Genomic DNA, 24,820 nt, shown 5'->3' with positions numbered 1-24,820 from the left:
GGCGTGCTCCCCCCCCCCCCCTTCTGGGGGGGGCGGGGCCCCCCCGGCTTTGCGCTGGTCCCCCCCCTCCCCCTTGCTCCCCACCCGGCACCCCCCCGGCCGCGGGCCGCCCCCCCCGCCCCCACAAAAGCTCTGTCAGCACATGCAGAAAGGGCGCCTTCCGGCGCCCTTTCTGTTTCAACGACCGCAGCCTTCCAGCTTCAGGCTTTGCCCGGGCTTGAGCGCGTAAGCCGGTGCGCGCAGGCCATTGGCGCGAGCCAGCGCTGGTACTTCACATTGGAAGCGGTTGGCGATGGCACCCAGGGTGTCGCCCTTGGCAACCTTGTAGCTGCGCGCTGCACGTCGCGCCGGTGCTGCCGGGCGCGGTGGCGGCGGTGCGACAACAGGTGCAGCGGCCGGAGCGGCCTGCATTGCCTGCACATCGCCTACCGCGACGCTACCGGTAACCGTCGCCGCCGATGGCCGCTTGATCGCCGCATTCAGATCGGCCGTGATCAGCGCGCGGGCCAGGTCGGCGCGCGGGCCGCTGACGCAGTAACGGTTGTACAGGCCAGCAATGCGGGTGGTGACATTGATGGTGGTGCCACCAGGAATCCAGCCATCGGCTTCGTAACGCGGATTGAGGTTGCGCAGCGCACGCATGTAACCGTCGCGGGTACCGGTGCTGCCCAGGCAGATGGTCAGCTCATAGATGGTGGTGGATTTGGCCAGGCGCAGCGTCGCCGGCTGTGCGTTGAGCTTGGGGAACTCGACGCCGTACTGCTGCGGGTGGAGGAAGATCCACGCCGCGGCGATCACCATCGGCACGTAATCCTTGGTCTCGCCCGGGAACTGGTTGTACGAGGTATCGGTCCAGAAGCTCTGCCCACCGGTTTCGCGGTAGATGCGCGCGGCACGGCCTTCGCCACCGTTATAGGCAGCCAGGGCGTATTCGATGTTCTTGTTGAGCCCACGCATGCGCTCATTCATGTAATCGGCGCTGGCACTGGCAGCGCTGCGCGGGTCAAAGCGGGTGTCGAAGCCGGTGCCATCCGGGCCCAGCCCGAAACGGCGGCCGGTGGCCGGCATGAACTGCATCAGCCCGGCCGCGCCCACACGTGAGGAGGCATGCACGCGGCCATTGGATTCCTTGGCCATGATGCCGAACAGCAGCGCTTCGGGCAGGCCGTCCTTCTCCCATTCCGGCCACATGACGCCACGCAGGTTCATGTAGTTCTCGTAGCTGGTCAGCAGCGAGGGACGCATATCGGTGAGCCAGCGGCGGATGCCGGCCTGGATCGCCGGGTTGTACTCGACCATGTCGTCGAAAGCATGGCGATGATCGTTGAGCAGGGCCGCCGCGCGGGCTGCCTCGGGCACATCGGCGACCAACGGCGCGATATGGTCTGGATCGGCCTCCAACGGGCCGCCGTCCTCGCTCTCAGCCTCGCCACTGCCATCTGCCCGCTGCTTGAGCAGGCGCTTGTAGGTAGCCAGCAGATTGCTGACCTGGCAGCCCTTTTGCGCGATGCAGGCGCTGATCACGTCTTCCATGTCTTCCAGCGCGGCATCGCCCTCGGCCGTGCCCTTGGGGTCGGCATTGGCAACCAGCACCAAGGCATCGCTGTAGCGCTTCTCGGCAGCCGTCATCCGCGCCTCGATGGCGTCCACCTTGACCTTGTCACGGGCGGAGATCGCCTGGGCGGCCGGAACCACGGTCAACAGCGAAGTCGCAACCAACATCGACCAGGCACGAGCAGAAAACAGGGATACGGGCATCAGCAGCACTGCATGACAAAGGTGAGGCAGGGTAGCTGGCGGACAGACCCGGGGGCAACATTGCCACCGCAGCGATACAGTCGGCCGTTAGAATCCTTCCTTCATTCACCAATGAGTGCCTCCATGGACCCGATCCTGCTCGGCAAAGGCGTCACCGACGACATCGCCGTCACCCTGCTCCCGCGCTTCGGCAACCGCCATGGCCTCGTCGCCGGTGCCACCGGTACCGGCAAGACGGTGACCTTGATGACGCTGGCCGAGGGTTTCTCGCGGCTGGGCGTGCCGGTGTTCATGGCCGATGTGAAGGGCGACGTGGCCGGCCTTGCAGTTGCCGGCGAAGCCAGCGAGAAGCTGGCCCAGCGCGCGGCAGAAATCGGCGTCGACGGCTTTGCCCCGGCCGCCAGCCCGGTGGTGTTCTGGGACCTGTACGGCAAGCTCGGCCATCCGGTGCGCACCACCGTCAGCGAAATGGGCCCTACCCTGCTGGCCCGCATCCTCGAACTCAACGACACCCAGTCCGGCGTGCTCGACATCGTCTTCAAGCTGGCCGACGACCGTGGCCTGCTGTTGCTGGATCTGGACGACCTGCGCGCCCTGCTCGGTCTGGTCGCCGAAGAGCGCAAGGACATCTCCACCGAATATGGGCTGGTCAGCGCGCAGTCGGTGGCGGCGATCCAGCGCTCGCTGCTGCGCCTTTCGCAGGACGGCGGCGAAGCCTTCTTCGGCGAGCCGGCACTGGAGCTGGCCGACATCATGCGGGTCAACCATGACGGCCGTGGCGTGGTCGGCATCCTTGCCGCTGCGCAGCTGATCCTCAAGCCGCGCCTGTATTCCACCTTCCTGCTGTGGCTGCTGTCCGAGCTGTTCGAGCAGCTGCCGGAAGTAGGCGACCTGGAGAAGCCCAAGCTGGTCTTCATCTTCGACGAAGCCCACCTGTTGTTCGACGATGCGCCACCGGCACTGGTGCAGCGTATCGAGCAGGTGGTGCGATTGATCCGCTCCAAGGGCGTGGGCGTGTATTTCTGCTCGCAGTTCCCGGATGACGTGCCCGGCAACATCCTTGGCCAGCTCGGCAACCGCGTGCAGCACGCACTGCGCGCTTTCACCCCGCGTGACCAGAAGGCAGTCAAGACGGCGGCCGAGACCTTCGTGCAGAACCCCAAACTCGACGTGGTCGCCACCTTGTCGCAGCTGGGCACCGGCGAAGCACTGGTGTCCACGCTGCAGGACAAGGGCATTCCCTCGCCGGTGCAGAAGACCCTGATCGCCCCGCCGCGCTGCCGGATGGGCTCGATCACCGATACCGAGCGCGCCCAGGTGCGTGCTGGCAGCCCGGTAGGCACCCGCTATGACAACGCGGTCAACCGCGAGTCCGCCGCCGAACTGCTTGCGCAGCGCGCGGAGAAGGCTGTCGAGCAGGCACAGGCGCCAGCCGCACGTACTCGCCAGCAGGACGAAGAACAGGAAGGCGGTTTCGGCCAGAGCATCAAGGACGCCATCTTCGGCACCAAGCGCCGCCAGGGAATGATCGAGACCATGGCCAAGCAGACCACCCGCACCGTCGGCACCAAGCTCGGCAATCAGATCGTGCGCGGCATCCTTGGCAGCATCTTCGGCGGCAAACGCTGAGTGTCAAAACCGGGCCGGCCCATTGCCGGCCCGCCGGCGCAGCAGCCACAATCAGCCTCTGACTCTTGGAGGAACGTCATGGATGACCGCAAGCGCAGCGCAAACGCGCAACGTCCACAGGCATTCTGGCAACGACTGCCTGCGATCACGCTCTATCCTGTGCGTGGTCCGGCACTGTATTCGCTGATCGCACTTACGTTATGCACCTTGCTGACCTGGTTGCCAGCCATTGGTTGGTTGCTTGGCATCGTCACCTGGGTGGCGACCTACCGCTACGCCTTCGAGATCCTGCGCGAAACCGCAAACGGCCGCATGACCTCGCCGGAGAACACCCTCAACAGCAGCGATGGCACCGTCATCCGGCTATTGGGCTTGATGATACTGATGGGCGTCTTCGTGGTGACGGTGGCGATCTTCACCGGCCCCGTGATCGGCCTGCTGACACTCGGCGCGGTGGTCCTGCTGCAACCCGGCTGCGTGATCTCGCTGGCGATGGATGGCAGCCTGCGCCACGCTGCCAATCCAGTCACTTCGATCACCATCGCCTTCCGCATCGGCTGGCCCTACCTGGCGGCCTTCCTGCTGCTGTTCGTCATCCAGGCCAGCGCATTGACCGCTGGCCAATGGCTGCATACCTTCATGCCGCCCGTCGTTGGCGAGCTGGTGCTCAACCTCTTCAGCATCTGGGGCTTGTTCAGCGCGTTCCATCTGCTCGGCTATCTGGTCTACCAGTACCACGATGCGCTGGGCTTCGAACCGGAAGGTGCGCACGACGCCTTTGCACGGCATGACCCGGACCAGAAACTGCTGGATGAAGCCGAACACTTCATCCGCGAAGGGCAGCCGGATGCCGCGCTGGATGCGCTACGTGGCTCGGTGCGCTCGCGTGCGGTCAGCCTGCCAGTGCATGAGCTGTACCAGCGCCTGCTTCGTCGCAAAGGCGCATCGGATGCTTTGCGCGAACATGCCCGCCAGTACATCAACCGCCTGCTGATCGAGAAGCAGGAGCGCGAGGCAATGAACGTGTTGCGTGACATGCTCGAGGTCGACCCCGACTTTACCCCTGCCGAGCCGCAGCAGGCAGCGCATCTGGCCGAACGCGCCCGCCTCGGCGGCCAGCTGCAACTGCAGATGGATACCTTGCGCGCGATGTTCAAGGCGTGGCCGCGTGCGCCTGAGGCGCCACAGTGGGCCTTGCAGGCCGCCTTGTTACTAGGCGAACGCTACAACCGCGACGCCGAAGCACTGCAGCTGATCGAAGCGGCGCTGCAACGCTGCGAAGACGATGAGCAACGCCGCAAGCTCGAGGCAGCCAAGACCGCATTGCAGGTCAGCTCGACCTGAAAGCAACTGCGACAGGTCGCTTAGTCATTCTCCAACAAGAACCGAGCCTTGCCAGCTTGTGGCGTGGCCGAAAAGCGCTGCTGCAGCAGCTCCAGCAAACGCTTTCGTTGTGCATGGGCATGAGCCTCCCCGTATCGCAACGCCAACCGTAGCCAACCCTGCGCCTGCATCTCAGCGGGCAATTGAATGGCCTGCTCCCACACTGCCTCGGCTTCCTGCAGCCAGCCGGCCTTGAGGCAGCGATCGAACGCGGGCTGCGCAAGCTCGGCAACCCCGCCATCGGCCAGCAGCTGCTTCACGATGCCGCGCTGTGCAGCGAGGGCTGACGCATCATCCGCATCCAGCCGCAATACATCGGCAGCACGCGCCCGCATCTCGGCACTGTTGCCGGCATTGGCAGCCACCCGGTAGCGCGCCAGCGCAATATCCAACCGTTGTGGTTGTTCGACCGCCAGCGCACTCAACACGCGCTCGGCAGCCGCATTTTCAAGGCGGCCCATGTAGTACTGGGCCTGCTCCCAACGCTGATCGTCGACCGACACTTCGGTGTCGTCAGCCATATAGGCTTCGCGGGTCTGCCGGGTCAGCACCAGCACGCCCCCCAGCAGCGCACCGCAGATCAGCCCACCAGCGTGCGCGTCGAAACCAATGCCTGCTTCATCGTTGGTCAGCAGGTTGAACACCTCCCAGCCCAACCACAACGGCAACAGCCAGATCGCCGGCGCGCGCACATAGTCGAAGATCACCCCGAACCAGTAGAAGAAGCGCACCGGGCGCATTCCCCAGACCACGCAGAACGCCCCCATCACCGCTGCGATCGCACCGGATGCACCAAGCCCGCCACCGACTTCGCCCCAGCGCCACAACACGCTGGCCACGCTGGAGCCCATCGCCCCCAACAGATACAGGCCGAGAAAGCGCCAGCCACCGAGCGCGCCTTCCAGCAACAGGCCCAGCACCACCAGGAACAGCATGTTGCCCAGCAGATGCATCACGCTGCCGTGCAGGAAGGCGGCTGACAGCAATCGCCGCGGCGACCACTCCGAACTGCGCAGGATATGTCGCAGGGTGAATACCTGGTCCAGCTGCGCCTGGTACTCGCGGCGCAATGGCGCCCATGCCGCCTGTTCGTCTTCCGACTCGAACAGGCCACCGCTCTCCAGCGCTCGCTGGAACGCAACATCGCTCAAGGTCGCCATGCCAATGTAGCGGCCCCGCTGCTCTGCCGGAATTGAGTCCAGTTCGGCCAAGGCATCACCCTGCGCAGTCAAACGCAGATGCTTCTCGTAGGCGGGCAGCTCGTATTCGGCCAGTCCGGATTGCTGGTACCAGACCTGTGCCGCCTGCACCTTTTGCTCATCGTCAGCCTGCCAGGCGAAGAACACGCAGACGTTGATCAGTACCAGCAACACGGTTACCAAGGGCAACGTGCTCAGGTTGAGCGGCTTGTGCAGCGGCAGGATCAACATCGACCGGACTTCCTTGTCAGAGAACGCAGAGCTTCAGCCATGGATTGGCCTTGCGCAAGCCAGCCCGGCTACCATGCCGGCATCCACGCACTACATGACCGCAATGAGCCGCTGGCGCCCCCCTGCAGAAAAAAGCACCGCCCTGATCACCGCGCAGGGCCATGCCCGGCTCAAGGCCGAGCTGGATGAATTGTGGCGGCAGCGTCGGCCTGAAGTGGTCAAGGCGCTGGCAGCCGCGGCCGCCGAAGGCGATCGTTCGGAGAACGCCGAGTACACCTACCGCAAGAAGCAGTTGGGTGAGATCGACCGCCGCGTGCGCTACCTGAGCAAGCGACTGGAAGCCCTGCGCGTGGTGGACACAACCCCCAGCGATCCGGAAGCCGTGTTCTTCGGCGCGACGGTTGAGCTGGAGAACGTCGATTCCGGCCAGACCGTCACCTACCGGATCGTCGGTCCCGATGAGACCGATGCACCGGCTGGTTGGATCAGCATCGATTCACCATTGGCCCGGGCATTGCTGAAAAAGCGCATCGACGATGAGTTCGCGGTGGAGCTGCCGAGCGGCCTGACCCGCTTCGCGATCATCGACGTCAACTACGGCTGAACCTGAGCGGCACCGGATAGGCGCGACCTTCGCGCAACGGGCGGAAGTAGTCGGTCAATTGGTAAAAGAGCGCATCTTGGGACGCATGCCAACCGGGGATACCGGCCAGCGGTAGTGGACGCAGCTCGGCGGGGTCCGCAAGCAAGCTGGCGTCTTCGATTGCCGCAGCCACTGCGGCAACGCAGGCCACGTCGTCATCGCCAACGACCACCAGGCACTTTCCGACGAGAAGGCGTTCGGGCAGCAACGCCTGCTCCATCAGCGCATGGCCAATCACCGCGCAGACCGCGATATCGCCTGCGCGCCATCCATCCGGATTGAACAGCGCTGACCAGTCATGCCGATCCCATGCCGCCAGCACGCCCGCATCGCGAACACGCACGATCAGGCCGGTTTCATCGAACTGGGTCAATGCAGCCTGCGCACGATTGCGCTGGCTTGCCCCCATCACTGCGATATGCCGGCACTGCTGCGCGTTGAGCGCGCGTTTGATAGCGAAGTGACGTGCCCACACCATCGCGTTGAACAGGTCATGCCAGTTCTGCGCGCGGGTGGCGATACGGCCCTGTGCAATACGCTGCTCGTAGTGCAGGCCGTCAGCCAGCAACGCGTCGTCCTGGGTCACAAAGCGCTTGCCCTGCACGGGCAACAGCGCACTCAACGCATCGATGCTCGGCCAATCGGCCGAACGCATCAATGCTTCAAAACCTTGGAAATCCGCGAACAGCGGATGGTCAAAGCACTGCGATTCAACCTGCTCGCGCAATGGCGCTACAAAACGACGCCGGCTCACGCCGGCATTGTTTGCGGCCGCTTTGGTGGTCACAGCACCTTGAGGTCGAACGGTGCCGCCCTAGTTTCGATCAGCGCGTCGCCGAACAGATCGTGCTCGTCGCTGTCGGTGATCTTGACGTTGACGAACTCGCCCACGCGCAGCTTGGCTTCGGTGGCATTCTGGATGTGCACCAGACCGTCGATTTCCGGTGCATCGGCCTTGGAGCGGGCCACGGCGATGCCGTCTTCAATGGCATCGACCAGGCATTGCTGCACGCTGCCGATCTTGGCTTCGAGCTTGGCGGCAGAAATGGCGGCCTGCTTTTCCATGAAACGGGCCAGACGCTCCTGCTTCACTTCTTCAGGCACCGGGTCCGGCAGCTGATTGGCGGTTGCACCTTCCACCGGCGAGTAGGCGAAGGCGCCCACGCGGTCGAGCTGAGCGGTGTCGAGGAAGTCCAGCAACTGCTCGAATTCGGCATCGGTCTCGCCCGGGAAGCCGACGATGAAGGTCGAACGCACGGTGATCTGCGGTGCGATCTCGCGCCAGCGCAGCACGCGTTCCAGGGTCTTGTCGACCGCGCCAGGGCGCTTCATCAGCTTGAGGATGCGCGGGCTGGCATGCTGGAACGGAATATCCAGGTACGGCAGGATCTTGCCCTCTGCCATCAACGGCACCACGTCGTCGACGTGCGGGTACGGATAGACATAGTGCAGGCGGGTCCAGGCATCGAGCTCGGACAGGCCTTCGCACAGTGCCTTCATGCGCGTGGCGTATTCCTTGCCGCGCCAGGTACCCGGCGCGTACTTGCGGTCCACGCCGTACGCCGAAGTGTCCTGCGACACCACCAACAGCTCACGCACACCACCCTTGACCAGGCGCTCGGCCTCACGCAGCACCTCATCGACCGGGCGCGATACCAGGTCGCCACGCATCGAGGGAATGATGCAGAAGCTGCAGCGGTGGTTGCAGCCTTCGGAAATCTTCAGGTAAGCGTAGTGACGCGGGGTCAGCTTGATGCCGTAATCCGGCACCAGGTCGACGAACGGGTCGTGCTTGGGCGGCAGTGCGGCATGCACCGCTTCCATCACCGTGGTGTAGTCCTGCGGACCGGATACCGACAGCACGTCCGGGTAATGCTCGCGGATCATGTCGCCCTTCTTGCCCAGGCAGCCGGTGACGATGACCTTGCCGTTCTCGTTCATCGCCTCGCCGATCGCGTCCAGCGATTCGGCCACGGCCGAGTCGATGAAGCCGCAGGTATTGACCACCACCACGTCGGCCGAGTCGTAGGACGGCACGATGCTATAGCCCTCCACCCGCAGCTGGGTGAGGATGCGCTCGGAATCGACTAGGGCCTTCGGGCAGCCAAGGCTGACGAAGCCGACTTTGGGGTTCAGCTGGGACATGATCTGGAAATCCTGGGGCCGGGCCGGAATGGCAGCGAGGCCGGAAAGCCGGGCAGTATACCGGGCCGAAGGCGCGGCGCCCTGCGGCTGGCTTAATACGCAGGAGAGCTGATAATCAGTCTCATTGCGGGAACTCCTAGCCGACAAACCCGCTTAAGCCCCTCTCCCGCCTGCGGGAGAGGGGTTGGGGTGAGGGGAAGCTCTTGGCAAGGAAACCTAAAGGCTATTAAAGCTCCCCTCATCCGCCCCTTCGGGGCACCTTCTCCCGCAGGCGGGAGAAGGAACACCGCCTTTCGCCGTATCAATCCGGAGTCTCCCCCATGCCCAACTGGATCACCCTCCCCACCCCACTCGGCCCGGTCCGCGCCTGGCAGGCCCTGCCCTCCGGCAGCCCACGCGCCGGCCTGGTGGTCATACAGGAAATCTTCGGCGCCAATGCGCATATCCGCCATGTCGCCGAGCAGTACGCCGCCGAGGGCTACGCGGTGCTGGCGCCATCCTTCTTCGACCTGATCGAGCCGGACCTGCAGCTGGACTACGACGCGGCCGGCGTCAGCCGCGGCAAGGCGCTGGTCGACGAGCTGGGCGTGGACCGCGCCGTAACCGTGGTCGAAGCCGCCGCTGCTGTGCTGGCGCCCTGTGGCAAGGTCGGTACGGTCGGCTATTGCTGGGGCGGCACCATCGCCATGTTGGCCGCGCAACGGCTGGGCCTGCCCTCTGCGAGCTACTACGGAGCACGCAACGTGCCGTTCCTGGATACAGCGTTCAAAGCCCCGGCCATCTTCCACTTTGGCGACCAGGACGCCTCGATCCCGGCAGCCGCCGTTGCAGCGCACCGTGAAAAGCAACCCGACTTGCCTGTATATGTCTATCCAGCCGACCACGCCTTCAACCGCGAGGTCGGCATACACTACCACCCAGCCAGCGCCGACCTGGCGCGCGAACGCACCTTGGCCTTCTTCAGCGAGAACCTGCGATGACCGAAGCTGTGACGTCCGACTTCGTACTTGATACCCGCCTTGCCGCCGACAGCGTACTGATTGCCGATGGCCCCCTGTCGCAGATCCGCTTGATGAACGACGACCGCTTCCCGTGGGTCGTGCTGGTCCCGCGCGTGCCGAACGCCAGCGAGTGGATCGACCTGGACGGCGCCCAACAGCGCCTGCTGCTGGCCGAGATCAACCAGATTTCCCAGCACCTCAAGCACAAGCCAAATGTCAGCAAGATCAACATCGGTGCGCTGGGCAATATCGTGCGCCAACTGCACGTGCATCTGATCGGCCGCAACGAGAACGACGCCGCCTGGCCAGGCCCGGTCTGGGGCAGTGGCAAGGCGCAGCGTTTCGATCCGGAGGTGCTGGCGCAACGTGTCGAAATCTGGCGCCAACGGCTACGATAAGCACCTTCCCCCTTACGGACTCCGCAAGCCGATGCGCTCCAATCTGATCGCCGCACTGATCCTGATCCTAGTTGGCCTGTTCTTCCTGGCCAAGAACCTCGGCTGGATCAACGGCAACATCGGCAGCATGCTCGCCACCTGGTGGCCTGCAATCCTGGTGGCTGTCGGTATCGGCATGCTGTTCGGACGCGGCAAGTAAGCCGCACCGCCGGATCCTGCATAAAGAAAAAGGCGCCTGACGGCGCCTTTTTCATTTCAGCCCAAGCCGCACTCAGGTGCGCGGCAGGGTAACGCCAGTCTGACCCTGGTACTTGCCACCACGATCCTTGTACGAGGTCTCGCAGATGTCGTCCTTGTCGGCCTGGAAGAACAGCATCTGCGCCACACCCTCGTTGGCATAGATACGTGCCGGCAGCGGCGTGGTGTTGGAGAACTCCAGCGTCACGTGGCCTTCCCATTCCGGCTCCAGCGGGGTGACGTTGACGATGATGCCGCAGCGCGCATAGGTGCTCTTGCCCAGGCACACCACCAGGGTGTCGCGCGGGATGCGGAAGAACTCCACAGTGCGTGCCAGTGCGAACGAATTCGGCGGGATGATGCACTCATCGGCCTCGATGTCGACAAAGCTCTTCGGGTCGAAGTGCTTGGGGTCGACGATGGTCGAGTTGATGTTGGTGAACACCTTGAACTCACGCGAGCAACGCACGTCGTAGCCGTAGCTGGAGGTGCCGTAACTGACGATGCGCTGACCATCCACCTGCTTGACCTGGCCGGCTTCGTACGGCGCGATCATGCCGTGCTGTTCGGACATTTGGCGGATCCAACGGTCGCTCTTGATGCTCATTCAGTGATCCTGTTCACGTTGTGCCGCAGCATGCCTGCGGCCGGGGGTGGTCGATTCTAGCCTAGAGCCGGCCAGGAGCCGGCAAGCAATCGCCTGTCAGCAACTTCTGCACACTCTATATGGGACAAGGCCCGCTGAGCGGGCCTTGCTTGCTGCCGAGCTGGCGACTGCCTCAGATCAGCGACGACAGGATCGGAATGCTGGCGCGTGGGCGCTTGGCCAATTCTTCCGCCATCCGCTGCGCCGCCGCCATATAGGCCTTCGCCGCGGCCGAATCGGGCTGCGCAACCACGATAGGCGCACCCACATCGCCCTGCTCGCGGATGCCGATATCCAGTGGCAGTGAACCCAGCAGCGGCACCCCGTACTGCTCGGCCATGCGCTGCCCCCCGCCCTCGCCGAACAGATGCTCGACGTGACCGCAGTTGCTGCAGGTGTGGACTGCCATGTTTTCAACGATCCCGAGCACCGGAACCTCGACCTTTTCGAACATATTCAAGGCCTTGCGCGCATCCAGCGTGGCAATGTCCTGTGGCGTCGTAACGATCACCGCACCGGCCACCGGGATCTTCTGCGACAACGTGAGCTGGATGTCGCCGGTACCCGGCGGCAGATCGATCAGCAGGAAATCCAGGTCGCCCCACAGCGTGTCGTTGAACAGTTGGGTCAGTGCGGAAGTGGCCATCGGCCCACGCCAGATCATCGGGGAGTCCGGCTCGATCAGGAAACCGATAGACATCGCCTCGACCCCGAACGCCCGCAGCGGCTCGATGGACTTGTTGTCCGGGCTCTCCGGCCGCCCGCTCAGGCCCAGCATGGCCGGCACGCTGGGGCCGTAGATATCGGCGTCCAGCACCCCGACCTTGGCGCCAAGCGCTTTCAGCGCCAAGGCCAGATTCACCGCCGTGGTGGACTTGCCCACCCCACCCTTGCCCGAACCGACCGCAATGACATTGCGGATACGCGAATGGGGGGAGAGCCCCTTCTGCACCTTGTGGGCACCGCCCAGCGGAATCGACCTGATCACTACAGCCTCTACTTCAATGGTTCGGCGCGAACTATAGCGCGATGCGCAGAGCCACCAGCTTTCCAGTGTTTGCCGACTCCAACCACACACCTTGCCGAATAAAGCACTCATGAGTGCAGGCTGAACACTTGACCTTTAAGGTTAACCCTGTGTTAACTTTGAGTTACCGGCAAATGAAACTTTCTAGCACCGGAACAAATAGCCCTTTCGTCAGCATGGTTGTGAAAGGGATACCTCATTCGTTTTAGGGGAAATGCATGGCGATTCGTAGTCCGCTCATCCGTCATCCGCTGAGCTTCGCACTGGTCACCGCGATGGCGCTGACCATTACCGCACAGGCTCATGCTCAGGAAACCGAGCCTCAGCCTGGTCACGAGGTGACCAACAAAAACGCGACCAACCTGGACAAGGTCACGGTCACTGGCTCGCGCATCAAGCGCGCTGAAGTCGAGGGTCCGGCGCCAGTAACGGTCATCACCTCTGCCCAGATCGAGCGCGAAGGCTTTACCACCGTCTTCGATGCTTTGAACACCCTGACCCAGGCCAGCGGCTCCACCCAGAACGAAATCTTCCAGGGTGGCTTCACTCCGAACGCCAGCGTCATCAATCTCCGCGGCCTCGGCCCGGGCCGCACCTTGCTACTGATCAATGGTCGCCGTGCTGCTGACTATCCGCTGCCGTACAACGGCCAGAGCAACTTCGCCAATTTCGGCAATATCCCCGCTGCAGCCGTCGAGCGCATTGAACTGTTGGCCGGTGGTGCATCTGCGATCTATGGTTCCGATGCTGTCGCAGGCGTGGTCAATATCGTCCTGAAGACCAATTTCGAAGGCGATCTGCTTAAGGTCAAAGGTTCCACAACTACCGACGGCGGCCGCGATCGTGCCGACTTGCAGTGGATCGGCGGCAAGACCGGCGACAAGTGGAGCCTCACCTACGCAGTTGAATATTTCAATTCCGAGCCACTGCACGCGTACCAGCGTGATTTCATGGATTCACTGCTGGACAACCCGTTGCCGCCGAACTTCGTCGGCATCCAGCCCACCGGGACCATGCGTGTCCGTGACCGCACAAAGAGCGCGAACAGCTACATCGCACCACCGCCTGGCGCCTGCGAGCAGATGGGCGATGAGTGGGTGCGCCATAACTATCGCTCAGCCAATGCAGCCGGCACGATCACCAACCTTGGCCAGGCTTGTGGCAGCTACAAGGACGTTGGCTACCAGACGATCAGCAACGGAAACAACGACATGTCGGCGTACCTGTATGGCACGTTCGACTTCGATAGCGGCGTGCAGGCTTGGGCAAGCCTCCAGACCTACTGGTCGCGAGCCAAGTACACAGGCGGCACCCAGTTCTGGGGCGGTCCGACCGTCGGCGGCCTCTGGTACGACCAAGGCCTTGGCACCATCGTCGACGCGCAGCGCATTTTCACGCCGATGGAAGCCGGCGGCCTGAACAACCTGATGAGCAAGAATGACGAAAAGTCCTACGATCTTGCAGTTGGCTTCAAGGGCAACTTTGCCGACCGCTTCGACTGGGATGCGACTGTGTCCCGTGCCGAGTACCGCATCAAGGTCGAATCCCCGCGCTTGGTCGCGTCGAAGGTCAACGACTGGTTCCTCGGCCCACGCCTGGGCACGCGTAGCGGCTACGCGGTCTACGATCTGAATGAAGCGCATTACTACAGTGCATTGACGCCGGAGCAGTTCGCGTCGATGAGCACGACCCTGAAGACCGACGCCAAGTCCTACGTAAACCAAGGCAACTTCGTGGTATCGGGCGACCTGTTCGAGCTACCAGCTGGCCCGCTTGGCTTCGCAGCCATCGTGGAAGCATCCCAGCAGGAATACAAGCTCAACGAAGATAAGCGCATCCTGCCGGACTACACTGGTGCTGATCGCCCCTACAACCGCACCGGCACCGGTGGTGGTGGCAAGCGTGACCGTTATGCGACCGGCGTTGAACTGTCCATCCCGATCTTCGACAGCCTCAAAGCCAGCCTCGCAGGGCGCCTCGACAAGTACGACGACATCACCGCAGTGGATGACGCCCGCACCTGGAACGCCGGCCTCGAATGGCGCCCGTTCTCGAACCTGCTTGTGCGCGGTTCCTACGCCACCAGCTTCCGCGCCCCGGACATGCACTATGTATTCGCCGAACGCAGCGGTTCGTACAGCGCAATCCTCGACGTGCGCCGTTGCCTTGAAAGCGGCCGCGTCGCAGCGCAGTGCACCAGCTCGGACATCACCACCAACTACACCGCCTTTGGCGTGCGCCAAGGTACCAAGGACCTGAGCGAAGAAACGGGCAAGTCCTGGACGGCTGGTTTCGTGTGGGACATCATCGATGGCCTTTCGGTCAGCGCTGACTACTATCACATCGAACTGGAAGACGTGGTCTCGGACATCACTTCCGCGTACATCCTGGAAGGCGAAGCCGGCTGCATCACCGGCAAGACCCGCAATGGCCAGCCGTTCACGCTGGGCGCACCAGGCTCGGCCTTCTGCAACGACATGCTCTCGCGCGTTTCCCGCCTCAGCGCCCCGGGCACCCCGAACGACGGCCAGATCACGGAGATCCGTCGTGGCCCGATCAACCGCGCGGTCCTCGGCACCAAGGGCATCGACGCTACATTGGACTACAGGCTGGATACTGATCGTCTGGGCGATTTCCGCGTCCAGCTTGGCTGGTCGCACACCCTCGGCCAGACGTCCGCCCAGTTCAAGAACGACCCGGTACTGGATTACCGCGACGACCTGGGCAACTTCGACTTCCGCAGCCGCATCCGCGCAACCGGTACCTGGCAGCGGGACGACTGGCAGGCCGCCCTGTTCATGGTCCGATACGGCAGCTTGCCTAACTGGCAGGAAACCGGCCGCATCGCTCCGTACTTCATCTGGAATGGCAGTATCGGCAAGAAGATCACCGAGAAGGCGCAGGTCAACCTGTACGTCAACAACATCTTTGACAACCACCACCCGAAGGACGATGGCTTCAACACCTATCCGTACTTCTGGCGCGCCTATGACGCAGTGGGACGCGAGATCGCTGTTGAGTTCCAGTACCGGTTCCGTTGATTGAGCCTGTGATCCAAGCAGAATGGCCCGGGTACTCCCGGGCCATTCTTTTGATGACCCAGTGTTTCGCTATCTGACAAGGAAATCCCCGATGAAATCATGCCTGGCAGCTGCCATCCTGCTTGCGCTTTCCGTTCCGGCAGCCTCCGCGGCGCCAACGGCCGCTGTCCCGTCCATCCGCGACTTCGTTTCGCACTCCGCCTACGGCACGGCCAAGATCTCCCCGGATGGCCGTTACATCGCCATAACCGTGGATCGTGGTGAACAGGACGTGCTCACGGTACTTAGAACTTCCGACCTCAAGATCGTGAAGGTCAACCAGCTCCCCGACCAGAAGAGCGTTGGTAGTTTCTATTGGACCAGCCCTGAACGCCTGATGTTCAACGCAGTGAAGAAGATGGGCGGCTACGCAGCCCCCTTCTCAACCGGCGAATGGTTTGCCGTGAATGCAGACGGTTCGCAGCCCAGACCACTCATCTTCTACGGCACCCGTGATGCCACCCAGCGCGGAAAGACCGTTGGTTCGGAGCGTTTCAGCCTGCTCGACACGCTGAAGAACGATGACCAGAACGTCATCATGCAGGTGACAAGCCCGCGTTCCTCCGAAGGCGTCGGCACAGAAGTCGTGCGCATGGACACACTGAGCGGGCGCCGCACCAGCATGGCGCGCGCGCCAAAAGAGAACTGCAACATCACGCTGGATGCCGCCAAAGAACCACAGTTCGCGATCTGCTCTACTAGTAAGGGTGAAGACGGCGAGTACGACGAGCGCACCGAGCTCTACCGCCGTGATGCAGGCAACTGGACCTTGGTCAATGCATCCAAGTCGGATGGCAACCACTTGGACATCCTGCGCTCCACCCCGGATGGCACGATCTATGCAAGCCGGGATGATGGGCGTTCACCGGCGGCAGTGGGAACACTGAACCCCACTACGGGAGACTTCACCGTTCTTCATCAGGATCCGGTTGCGGAAGTCTCCGACATGATCTGGTCAACGGACGACACGACACTCATCGGCGTAGTCACCGAGGCCGGTGCGCCCAAAGTCTCCCTCCTCAATGAGGAGCACCCGGATGCCGAGCTCTACGCATCTCTGGCGAATGCTTTCGAGGGACAGATGGTGGATTTTTCCAATGCCACCGCCGATGGCAAAAAGATCATTGTAAACGTCTACAGCGACACGAATCCCTCCGAGCTCTACCTGTTCGATCGCGACTCCGGCAAGGCACGCTTTCTCATGAAACAGCGACCACAGCTAGCGTCTGCCCAGCTTGCCTCGGTCAAGCCATTCTCGTTCACCTCACGCGACGGAAAGCTCATCCACGCATACCTGACGCTTCCACATGGCAGCGACGGGAAAAACCTGCCACTAATCGTGAATCCGCATGGCGGCCCGATCGGGCCACGCGACAATTGGGGGTTCAATCCGGAAGCACAGCTGTTTGCCAGCCGCGGTTACGCCACCTTGCAGATCAACTACCGCGGCTCCGGCGGCTACGGCAGGGCTTTCCAGGATGCAGGCCACCAGCAATGGAGCCAGGGGATCCAAAACGACATCCTCGACGCTACACACTGGGTCATCAATAACGGATACGCCAACAAGGACCGCATCTGCATCTACGGCGGCAGTTTCGGTGGTTATTCCTCACTGATGGCACCGATCAGGGAGCCGGGCCTCTTCAAGTGCACGTTCGGCTACGTGGGTGTCTATGACATCGACATGATGTTCAAGAAGGGCGACATCCCTGAGCGTGAATCCGGCCAGCGTTTCCTGCGCCGCACCCATGGCACTGACTCGAAGCTTTGGGCCGAAAGCTCGCCTGCTCGTCGGGCCGGCGAGGTGAAGATTCCGGTTTATCTCGCTGCTGGTGCACGTGACGTGCGCACTCCTCCTGAACAGACAGAGTTGATGAACAGAGCCCTGATCGCGGCAGGCAACAAGCCCGAAGGCATGATCATCCAGTCAGGCGAAATGCATGGCTTCTACGGCGAGGATGCCCGCGTGAATCTCTATACGGAGATGCTTGGCTTCTTCCAACGCCATATCGGCGACGGGAAGGTCAACGTCGGCGAGCCAACCAACGCAAAGTAACTTCGAAGTCACATCCTCATCCGAGGCTCGTCTTTGCAAGGGAGCAGCGGGGGATTTCCCCCGCTGCTATGCCAGTGACTTTCGACCATTCCAAGGCAAACCCTTCTTCGTTGACCATGTCGCCATGGCACGGATAGCACAAGGACACACATGATGCGCCAACATACTTTCGCCCGGACCATGCTTTTGCTGGCTCTATCCAGCACCTGGCCCGTGATTGCAGCCAGCCAGGCAGTGGGCACACAGTCAGACGATCCAACAAAGGATCAATTAATGATCACCGCGGGGTTCCTCAACGGACATCCCGATCTTCGCTTCCGCCTGCTTGGCCTTGAGAAGCACAAAGCAGGAGACCTGGAGAGGGCCTTCCGCTTCTTCCAGAACGCTGCCTTCTATGGTGACAAGCCATCACAAGGCATGGTTGCCGAAATGCTGTGGACCGGCACGGGCACTTCTAGCGACCGCGCCCTTGCATATGCATGGATGGACCTCGCGGCTGAACGCGGCTACGAGGGTTTCGCCGGCCTGCGGGAGCGGTATTGGGCAGAGCTTTCGGAGGATGAGCGCGTGCGCGCGCTCACCATAGGCCAGGAGGTCTATGCTCGGTACGGTGATGTCGCAGCTCTGCCACGTATTGCCAGCAAGCTTAGAAGGGAACGCAGGAGTCTAACCGGCAGTAGAACCGGCTTTACCGGCAATGTGCGCATCATCATCCCCACTGCCACCGGCAGCACCGAGATCGATGGGTCGAAGTTCTATGACGAGCGCTACTGGGACCCGATCAAGTATCAGGCATGGCAGGATTCGGTGTGGATGAAGCCCCGCATTGCGGCAGTACACGTAGGTACTGTCGAGCAAGCTCCAGCCCCCCCCCCAATCCACGCGCATACCGGCCACCAAACCGCTCCTGGATGTACCTGAGCCCGACGCCGGTGATGAGATGCCGCAGGTTGGTGGCAGCGGCAACAAGCCTTGACTTGACATGACGGGGCCTCGACCGCTTCAGCGGCCAAGGCCCTCAATAACTACCCGCGCTGCATTATGCCCAGGCGCCCCGGTAACCCCGCCGCCTGGATGCGTACCCGAGCCACATAGATAGAGCCCCGGCAGCGCCCCCTTGTAGCCCGCCTGCCCCAGCATCGGCCGCGCACTGAACAACTGGTTCAAGCTCAACGCGCCGTGGAAGATGTCGCCGCCGATCAAGCCGAAGGTCCGCTCAAGATCCAGGGGGCTCATGATCTGCCTGCCGAGCACGGAAGCAGCGAAGCCCGGTGCATGTTTATCGACAGTAGCGATCATCAGATCCGCGACTTCTTCGCGGTGATCGTCCCAACTGCGGCCGCCTGACAGCTGCGGCGCAACATGCTGGCAGAACAGGCTGGCCACATGCTGCCCGGGCGGCGCCAGTGAGTCATCCAGCGTACTGGGGATCAGCATCTCCACGATGGGCTCGCGCGACCAGCCATGTTTACGCGCGTCGAGGTAGGCACGATCCATGTAATCCAGGCTTGGCGCGATGATGATGCCGGCCGTCAGGTGATCGCCCTGCCCCGGCAACACGCTGAACTCAGGCAGCTGCGACAAAGCCACATTCATGCGGAATGTCCCGGAGCCGCAGCGCCAGTTGGCCATGCGTTCCAACGTAGCCACCGGCACATCAGCAGAATCAAACAATTGCTCATAGAGCAGCTTCGGGTTGACGTTGGCAACGATGGCGTTACCACGCAGCACTTCGCCATCAGCCATGACGACACCTACCGCGCGTCCTTGCTCGACCAGTACTTTCCTCACTACTGCATCAGTACGAATTTCTACACCGGCCTCGACTGCCGCACGCGCCATCGCCTGGGTGATCGCGCCCATACCGCCGATCGCATGTCCCCAGGCACCTTTGACGCCGTTGCTTTCACCAAACACGTGGTGCAACAACACGTAGGCAGTGCCCGGCGCATAGGGACTGGCGTAGTTGCCAACGATGCCATCGAAGCCGAACAAGGCTTTGATCGGTACGCTTTCAAACCAACGATCCAGGTACTCGGCGGCGGAGATGGTGAACAGATCCATCAACTCCTGCTGCAAACCCGGATCCAGACGCTGCAACTGTCGGCCCAGCTGCCCTGCTTTCCAAAGCTCCGGCAGCGCACGCAACCAACTCGCGCCACTGACATTGGGCGGTGCCTGCAGTGCCTGCGCACGCAGCACATCGGCAAAAATCTCCAGCCGCTGCTCGTACTCGGGCAAGCGTGCCGCATCGCGTGCGGAGAAGCGCGCAACCTGTTCGGCAGTGCGCCCGCCCCCGGCCAACAGATACTCGCCGTTGCCCAAGGGCAGGAAGTTGTTGAGCTTGCGCGGGACCACCCGCAGGCCGTGCCGCTCCAGCTCCAGCTCGGCAATCACCTTGGGTTGCAGCAGCGACACCGTATAAGAGGCCACCGAGTTGCGGAAGCCGGGGTGGAACTCCTCGGTGACGGCTGCGCCTCCGACCACTGACCGTCGCTCCAATACCAGTACACGCTTGCCGGCCCTGGCCAGATAGGCCGCGCACACCAGTCCGTTATGGCCGCCGCCGATCAGGATCGCGTCCCACTGCTTGCTCGATGTCTTGGTCATTCCCGCTGTATAGCATCGGCCAGCCGTCGCCGCCCATAGGAATACGCCCGCAGCGACCCATGACCTTCTACACCCCTTCCTCATCGGTTTCAGGCGTATCTTCCTGCTTCGGCCCCGGACTCCGTGGCCTCACTCATGCTTTGAAACCGGCCTGGAGGCCTTTCCCGTGATCGTTCGCAAACCCCAGATTCTCCTGCTGTCGCTGGCCGTCGCCGCCGTGCTGACCGGTTGCCCCAAGCAGGAAGAGCAGTCCCCGCCGGCAGCCACCGCCGCTGCCCCGGCCGCCACCGAGCTGAAGCTGGACGAGTCCAAGCTGCCGGCCTACAACGCCTTCACCGCTGCCGACCTCGACGCCAGCAAGGACGCATGTACCGACTTCAACGGCTACGTGAACGAAAAGTGGCTCAACGCCAACGAAATTCCGGCTGACCGCACCAGCTGGGGCGCCTTCACCATCCTCGACGAGCGCTCCGTTGCCGTGCAGCACCAGCTGGCCGAGCAGGCTGCTGCAATGAAGAACGCCACCGGCATCGAGAAGATCGTCGGCGACTTCTGGGCCTCGGGCATGGACGAAGCCAAGATCAACTCGCTGGGCATCACCCCGCTGAAGGCCGACCTGGCCGCGATTGATGGCCTGCAGGACACCGCCGCACTGGCCAACTACCTGCGCAGCACTGCTGCCAAGGGCGAGAACTTCCTGTTCGGCTTCGGCCCGGAAGCAGACTTCAAGAACTCCACCATGAACATGGCCTACGCCAGCCAGGGTGGCCTGGGTCTGCCGGACACCACCTATTACACCGATGCCAGCAAGGCCGACAAGCTCAACGCCTACAAGACCCACGTGGCCAAGGTGCTGGAGCTGAGCGGCGTGGCCGCGGCCGACGCCGCCAAGCAGGCCGAGGAAGTGGTCAAGTTTGAAACCCGCCTGGCCAAGGCTTCCAAGTCCAGCGTCGAGCTGTCGCGCGACGTCTCGCTGTACTACAACCCGGTCAGCGTGGCTGATGCCGACAAGCTGACCCCGAACTTCAGCTGGACCGCGTTCTTCCAGGCCCAGGGCATTGCCGCGCCGGAGAAGTTCTCGCTGGCGATGCCGGCCTTCCACGCGGAAGTGAGCAAGATGCTGGCCGACACCGACCCGGCAGCCTGGCGCGCCTACCTGCGCTTCCACACCGTGGACGGCGCCGCGCCGTACCTGAGCAATGAGTTCGTGCAGGAGAACTACGCGTTCTACGGCAAGGAACTGAACGGTCAGAAGGAAATCAAGCCGCGCTGGAAGCAGGTGCTGGGCACCATTGAAAACGATGCTGGCGATGCATTCGGCCAGATGTACGTCAAGGTCGCCTTCTCGCCCGAGTCCAAGGCCAAGATGGAAGAGCTGGTCAAGAACCTGGCCGGTGCGCTGAAGGATCGTATCCAGAACCTGACCTGGATGAGCGACGAAACCAAGGCCAAGGCCATCGCCAAGTGGGAAACCTTCACCCCCAAGATCGGCTACCCGGACAAGTGGCGTGATTGGAGCGGCCTGAGCACCACCCACGATGACTACCTGGGCAATGTGCGTGCAGCCAATGCCTTCAACTACAAGTGGGCACTGGCCAAGATCGGCAAGCCGGTCGACAAGACCGAGTGGGGCATGACCCCGCAGACGGTCAACGCCTACTACAACCCGCTGCAGAACGAGATCGTGTTCCCGGCCGCTATCCTGCAGCCGCCGTTCTTCGACGTGAACGCCGACGACGCGCTGAACTACGGTGGCATCGGTGCCGTCATCGGCCACGAAATGACCCACGGTTACGACGATCAGGGCAGCCGCTTCGGCCCGACCGGCAACTTCGAGAACTGGTGGACCCCGGCTGACGCCAAGGGCTTTGAAGGCCTGACCGGCAAGCTGGTCAAGCAGTTCAACGAGTACAAGGTGGGCGACCAGCAGGTCAACGGCACGCTGACCCTGGGCGAGAACATCGCCGATCTGGGCGGTCTGGCCACGGCCTATGACGCTCTGCAGAAGGCTTCGGCCGGCAAGGAAGATGCAAAGGTTGACGGCTTCACCCGCGACCAGCGCTTCTTCTTCAACTGGGCCACCGTGTGGCGCACCAAGTACACCGCCGAGAACGCCAAGGTCCGCCTGGCCACCGACTCGCACGCCCCGGCACAGTTCCGTGCCATGGGTGCGCCGTCGAACCTGCCGACCTTCGCCGCGGCGTTCCAGTGCAAGGCCGGCTCGCCGATGGTCCGCACCGGCGACAAGCAGGTAGTGATCTGGTAATCGCTGCCCTGCAGTGAGACCCGAAGAAGGCCCGGCATCGCCGGGCCTTCTTTTTGCCAACGCTTATGTGGGAGCGGCGTCAGCCGCGAAGCTGACCAGACCCAAAGCGCCAGATATCTACGCAATCCCGACGGTATTGACTGCTTCATTGCAGTGGCTTTGCGGCTGACGCCGCTCCAACAAATCCGGGGTTCTTGAATCTCCCACACCGCCAGCTTCGCGGCTGACGCCGCTCACACAACCACCGGTTTTGATGCAGTACCCAATTCCGCGCCCTGCCCCGGCACCATTCCGCCGCCAGCTTGTTAAACTCCGCCCACTTTGTCCTTCTGCGGATATGCACCACATGCCCAACGTTCGCCCACTTACCTTGGCCCTGGCCTTCTCCCTGGTGACCATGCTGTCCACCAACGATGCGCAGGCCGCCCGCAAGAAGCCTGCGGCACGGGCACCGGCGGTGAGCGCGGCCTGTACTGACTTCTACGAAACCACCAACGGCAACTGGCTCAAGGCCAACCCGGTGCCGCAGACCGGTGCGGTCAGCGCGCTCGGCACGCTGGCGGACAACACCCGTACTCAACAGCGTCAGTTGCTGGAGCGTTCGATGACCGCCCCGCAGGGCAATGTGCAGAAGCTGCTCGGCGATTTCTGGGCCAGCGGTCTGGATGAAGCCGCCGTGGAAGCCGACGGCTCCAAGCCGATCGCACCGCTGCTGACCCGCATCAACGCCATCAAGAAGGCCAAGGACGTCCCGGCCTCGATCGCAGCGCTGCATCAGGTCGGCATACCGGTGGCGTTCAACTTTGCGCCGGACGTGGACCTGAAGGCGCTGGACCGCCACATCGGTTACTTCATGCAGGGCGGCACCGGCCTGCCGGACCCGGCCTTCTACACCCGCACCGATGCCGATACCGTCGCACTGATGGGCCGCTACCGCGGCTATGTGAAGCAGATCCTGGCGCTGACCGGCACCCCGGCCGCGCAGCTTGATGCCGAATCGGCGCTGGTCATCCAGCTGGAAACCGAACTGGCGCGCAGCGCGCACTCGGTCGCCGACATCAACAACCCGTTCAACAACTACGCGCCGGTCTCCACCAAGGACCTCAACAGCCGCTACCGCAACCTGCAGCTGGATGCCTTCCTGAAGGCGCAGGGAGTGAACGACGACCTGGTATCGCTGGCCGACCCGGCGCTGTTCCAGCAGCTCAACGGCATGGTCAGCCGCCTGCCAGCCAACCAGTGGAAGGCCTACCTGCGCTGGCGTGTGGGCGACGCGATGGCTCCATACCTGTCCAAGGCCTACCGCGACGCCGAGTTCGAATTCCGTGGCCGCGTGCTGCGTGGCCAGACCATCGCACCGGCGCGTCCGGACGCCGTGCTCGACGCCATCAACGTGGCCGCCGGCCCGATGCTGGGTCACGAGTACGCTGCGACCTATCTCAACCGCGACACCCGCCGCCAGGCCGGTGTGATGGTCGACCAGGTCCGCGAGGCACAGATCGCCGCGGTCAAGCGCAGCAGCTGGCTCAGCGCCGAGGCCAAGACCGAAGCCGAAGCCAAGCTGGCGGCGATGAAGATCGAGATCGGCACCCCGCTGCGCGATCTGGATTACACCGTGCAGCCGATGGGCCGCGGCAGCTTCGGCGGCAATATCCTGATTGCTTCGACCTGGCGCCACGCCCAGGAAATGAAGCGCATCGGCAAGGGCAACGCCGACCGCCGCTGGGACGTGTTGCCGCAGCAGCCATCGATCGCCTATGACATTGCCCAGAACCGTTTGATCGTGACGGCCGCCGCACTGCAGGGCCCGATCTTTGCCGCCAACGCCAGCAACGCCGAGAAGTTCGGCGCCTTCGGTGGCCTGGTCGCGCATGAAGTCAGCCGCGCCATCGACGTCAAGGGTGCCATGATCGACGCCAAGGGCGAACTGCGCAGCTGGTGGACGCCGGCTGACAAGAGTGCCTGGACCCTGCTCGGCAACCGTGTCGCCGCGCAGTACAGCGCCTACCCGTTCCCGGGCGTCAAGGATGCCAAGGTCAACGGCGAACTGACCCGCGACGAGAACATGGCTGATCTGTCGGGCATGGAAATCGCATGGGAGGCTTTCAGTGCCGCCCAGGCCGATGCCAAGCCGGCCGACAAACAGGACTTCTTCAAGGGCTGGAGCAGCCTGTGGGCGCAGCAGCTGTCGCCGAACGAAGCCGTGCAGCGTCTGCGCACCGACGTGCGCGCACCGGGCCGCTGGCGCAGCAATGCACCGCTGTCCAACCTACCGGCATTTGGTGCCAGCTTCAGCTGCAAGCCGGGTCAACCGATGCAGCGCACCGACGCCGAGCAGATCAGGATCTGGCGTTGATGCGGAATTGAAGGAAGCAAGAAGGCGCGGATTCCGCGCCTTTTTGCTTTCTAACTGTAGTGGGGGGGGGGGGGGGGGGGGGGGGGGGGCGGGGGGGCGGGGCCCCGGCAGGGCCGCGCGGGGCGGGCGGGGGGCCCCCCCCGGCCCCGGGGGGG

At 63.0% G+C, this 24,820-nt stretch carries 18 protein-coding genes; 11 read left to right on the top strand and 7 right to left on the bottom strand.

What is annotated here, in order from left to right; all coding sequences use genetic code 11:
• Positions 1-177 precede the first annotated feature (177 nt).
• A complete protein-coding gene (locus ACVOMF_RS15565) occupies positions 178-1,758 on the bottom strand; it encodes a transglycosylase SLT domain-containing protein (RefSeq protein ID WP_481510073.1) in 1,581 nt (526 codons plus the stop codon).
• A gap of 123 nt (positions 1,759-1,881) precedes the next feature.
• Here ACVOMF_RS15565 and ACVOMF_RS15560 point away from each other — a divergent pair, with 123 nt between their 5' ends.
• Together ACVOMF_RS15560 and ACVOMF_RS15555 are read left to right on the top strand one after the other, a co-directional pair.
• Complete coding sequence (locus ACVOMF_RS15560; RefSeq protein WP_481510072.1) at positions 1,882-3,387, top strand: helicase HerA-like domain-containing protein; 1,506 nt, start codon at positions 1,882-1,884, stop codon at positions 3,385-3,387.
• Positions 3,388-3,465: 78 nt separating this feature from the next.
• Complete coding sequence (locus ACVOMF_RS15555) at positions 3,466-4,731, top strand: hypothetical protein (protein WP_481510071.1); 1,266 nt, start codon at positions 3,466-3,468, stop codon at positions 4,729-4,731.
• Positions 4,732-4,751: 20 nt separating this feature from the next.
• On the opposite strand, the gene ACVOMF_RS15550 is transcribed toward ACVOMF_RS15555, so the two are convergent.
• On the bottom strand, positions 4,752-6,200 hold the full coding sequence (locus tag ACVOMF_RS15550) for a rhomboid family intramembrane serine protease (protein ID WP_481510070.1): 1,449 nt from the start codon (positions 6,198-6,200) through the stop codon (positions 4,752-4,754).
• A gap of 103 nt (positions 6,201-6,303) precedes the next feature.
• Between ACVOMF_RS15550 and greB the strand changes: the two genes are divergently transcribed.
• Positions 6,304-6,804, top strand: a complete 501-nt coding sequence (gene greB, locus ACVOMF_RS15545; RefSeq protein ID WP_481510069.1) for a transcription elongation factor GreB — start codon at positions 6,304-6,306, stop codon at positions 6,802-6,804.
• Here the strand turns inward: greB and ACVOMF_RS15540 are convergent.
• A complete protein-coding gene (locus ACVOMF_RS15540; RefSeq protein ID WP_481510068.1) occupies positions 6,791-7,630 on the bottom strand; it encodes a DUF3025 domain-containing protein in 840 nt (279 codons plus the stop codon). The genes greB and ACVOMF_RS15540 overlap by 14 nt on opposite strands.
• Complete coding sequence (gene rimO, locus ACVOMF_RS15535) at positions 7,627-8,988, bottom strand: 30S ribosomal protein S12 methylthiotransferase RimO (protein WP_481510067.1); 1,362 nt, start codon at positions 8,986-8,988, stop codon at positions 7,627-7,629. Before rimO ends, ACVOMF_RS15540 begins: the two co-directional genes overlap by 4 nt.
• A 320-nt stretch (positions 8,989-9,308) precedes the next feature.
• Here rimO and ACVOMF_RS15530 point away from each other — a divergent pair, with 320 nt between their 5' ends.
• The 3 genes from ACVOMF_RS15530 to ACVOMF_RS15520 are packed head-to-tail and all read left to right on the top strand — an operon-like array spanning position 9,309 to position 10,586.
• Positions 9,309-9,968, top strand: coding sequence for a dienelactone hydrolase family protein (locus ACVOMF_RS15530; protein ID WP_481510066.1), 660 nt, complete (start codon positions 9,309-9,311; stop codon positions 9,966-9,968).
• The gene (locus ACVOMF_RS15525) at positions 9,965-10,387 is read left to right on the top strand and encodes an HIT family protein (RefSeq protein WP_313494466.1); all 423 of its coding nucleotides are present in this window, start codon (positions 9,965-9,967) and stop codon (positions 10,385-10,387) included. Before ACVOMF_RS15530 ends, ACVOMF_RS15525 begins: the two co-directional genes overlap by 4 nt.
• 31 nt (positions 10,388-10,418) lie before the next feature.
• On the top strand, positions 10,419-10,586 hold the full coding sequence (locus tag ACVOMF_RS15520; protein ID WP_481510065.1) for a LiaI-LiaF-like domain-containing protein: 168 nt from the start codon (positions 10,419-10,421) through the stop codon (positions 10,584-10,586).
• A 72-nt stretch (positions 10,587-10,658) separates the two neighbouring features.
• Here the strand turns inward: ACVOMF_RS15520 and dcd are convergent, their stop codons facing one another.
• Both dcd and apbC read right to left on the bottom strand, forming a co-directional pair.
• The gene (dcd, locus tag ACVOMF_RS15515; RefSeq protein WP_282266583.1) at positions 10,659-11,231 is read right to left on the bottom strand and encodes a dCTP deaminase; all 573 of its coding nucleotides are present in this window, start codon (positions 11,229-11,231) and stop codon (positions 10,659-10,661) included.
• Between the two features lie 172 nt (positions 11,232-11,403).
• Positions 11,404-12,255, bottom strand: coding sequence for an iron-sulfur cluster carrier protein ApbC (apbC, locus tag ACVOMF_RS15510; RefSeq protein ID WP_481510075.1), 852 nt, complete (start codon positions 12,253-12,255; stop codon positions 11,404-11,406).
• Positions 12,256-12,515: 260 nt separating this feature from the next.
• On the opposite strand from apbC, the gene ACVOMF_RS15505 reads away from it, so the two are divergent.
• From ACVOMF_RS15505 to ACVOMF_RS15495, 3 genes are all read left to right on the top strand, one after another.
• Entirely contained in the window at positions 12,516-15,338 is a 2,823-nt protein-coding gene (locus tag ACVOMF_RS15505) for a TonB-dependent receptor plug domain-containing protein (RefSeq protein ID WP_481510064.1), read from the top strand.
• 91 nt (positions 15,339-15,429) lie between these two features.
• On the top strand, positions 15,430-17,433 hold the full coding sequence (locus tag ACVOMF_RS15500) for an alpha/beta hydrolase family protein (RefSeq protein WP_481510063.1): 2,004 nt from the start codon (positions 15,430-15,432) through the stop codon (positions 17,431-17,433).
• A gap of 153 nt (positions 17,434-17,586) precedes the next feature.
• Entirely contained in the window at positions 17,587-18,354 is a 768-nt protein-coding gene (locus ACVOMF_RS15495; RefSeq protein ID WP_481510062.1) for a hypothetical protein, read from the top strand.
• An 81-nt stretch (positions 18,355-18,435) separates the two neighbouring features.
• Here ACVOMF_RS15495 and ACVOMF_RS15490 read toward each other — a convergent pair whose 3' ends face one another.
• Positions 18,436-20,043, bottom strand: a complete 1,608-nt coding sequence (locus tag ACVOMF_RS15490) for a phytoene desaturase family protein (protein ID WP_481510061.1) — start codon at positions 20,041-20,043, stop codon at positions 18,436-18,438.
• A 169-nt stretch (positions 20,044-20,212) separates the two neighbouring features.
• Here ACVOMF_RS15490 and ACVOMF_RS15485 point away from each other — a divergent pair, with 169 nt between their 5' ends.
• Positions 20,213-22,309, top strand: coding sequence for a M13 family metallopeptidase (locus tag ACVOMF_RS15485; RefSeq protein ID WP_481510074.1), 2,097 nt, complete (start codon positions 20,213-20,215; stop codon positions 22,307-22,309).
• 346 nt (positions 22,310-22,655) lie between these two features.
• Positions 22,656-24,665 (top strand): M13 family metallopeptidase, encoded by a 2,010-nt coding sequence (locus ACVOMF_RS15480; protein WP_481510060.1) that lies wholly within the window; start codon positions 22,656-22,658, stop codon positions 24,663-24,665.
• The last annotated feature ends 155 nt before the right edge of the window (positions 24,666-24,820 follow it).

The organism is Stenotrophomonas sp. STEN022 (genome assembly GCF_056760155.1).
This window is presented reverse-complemented; position numbering and strand designations above follow the sequence as displayed.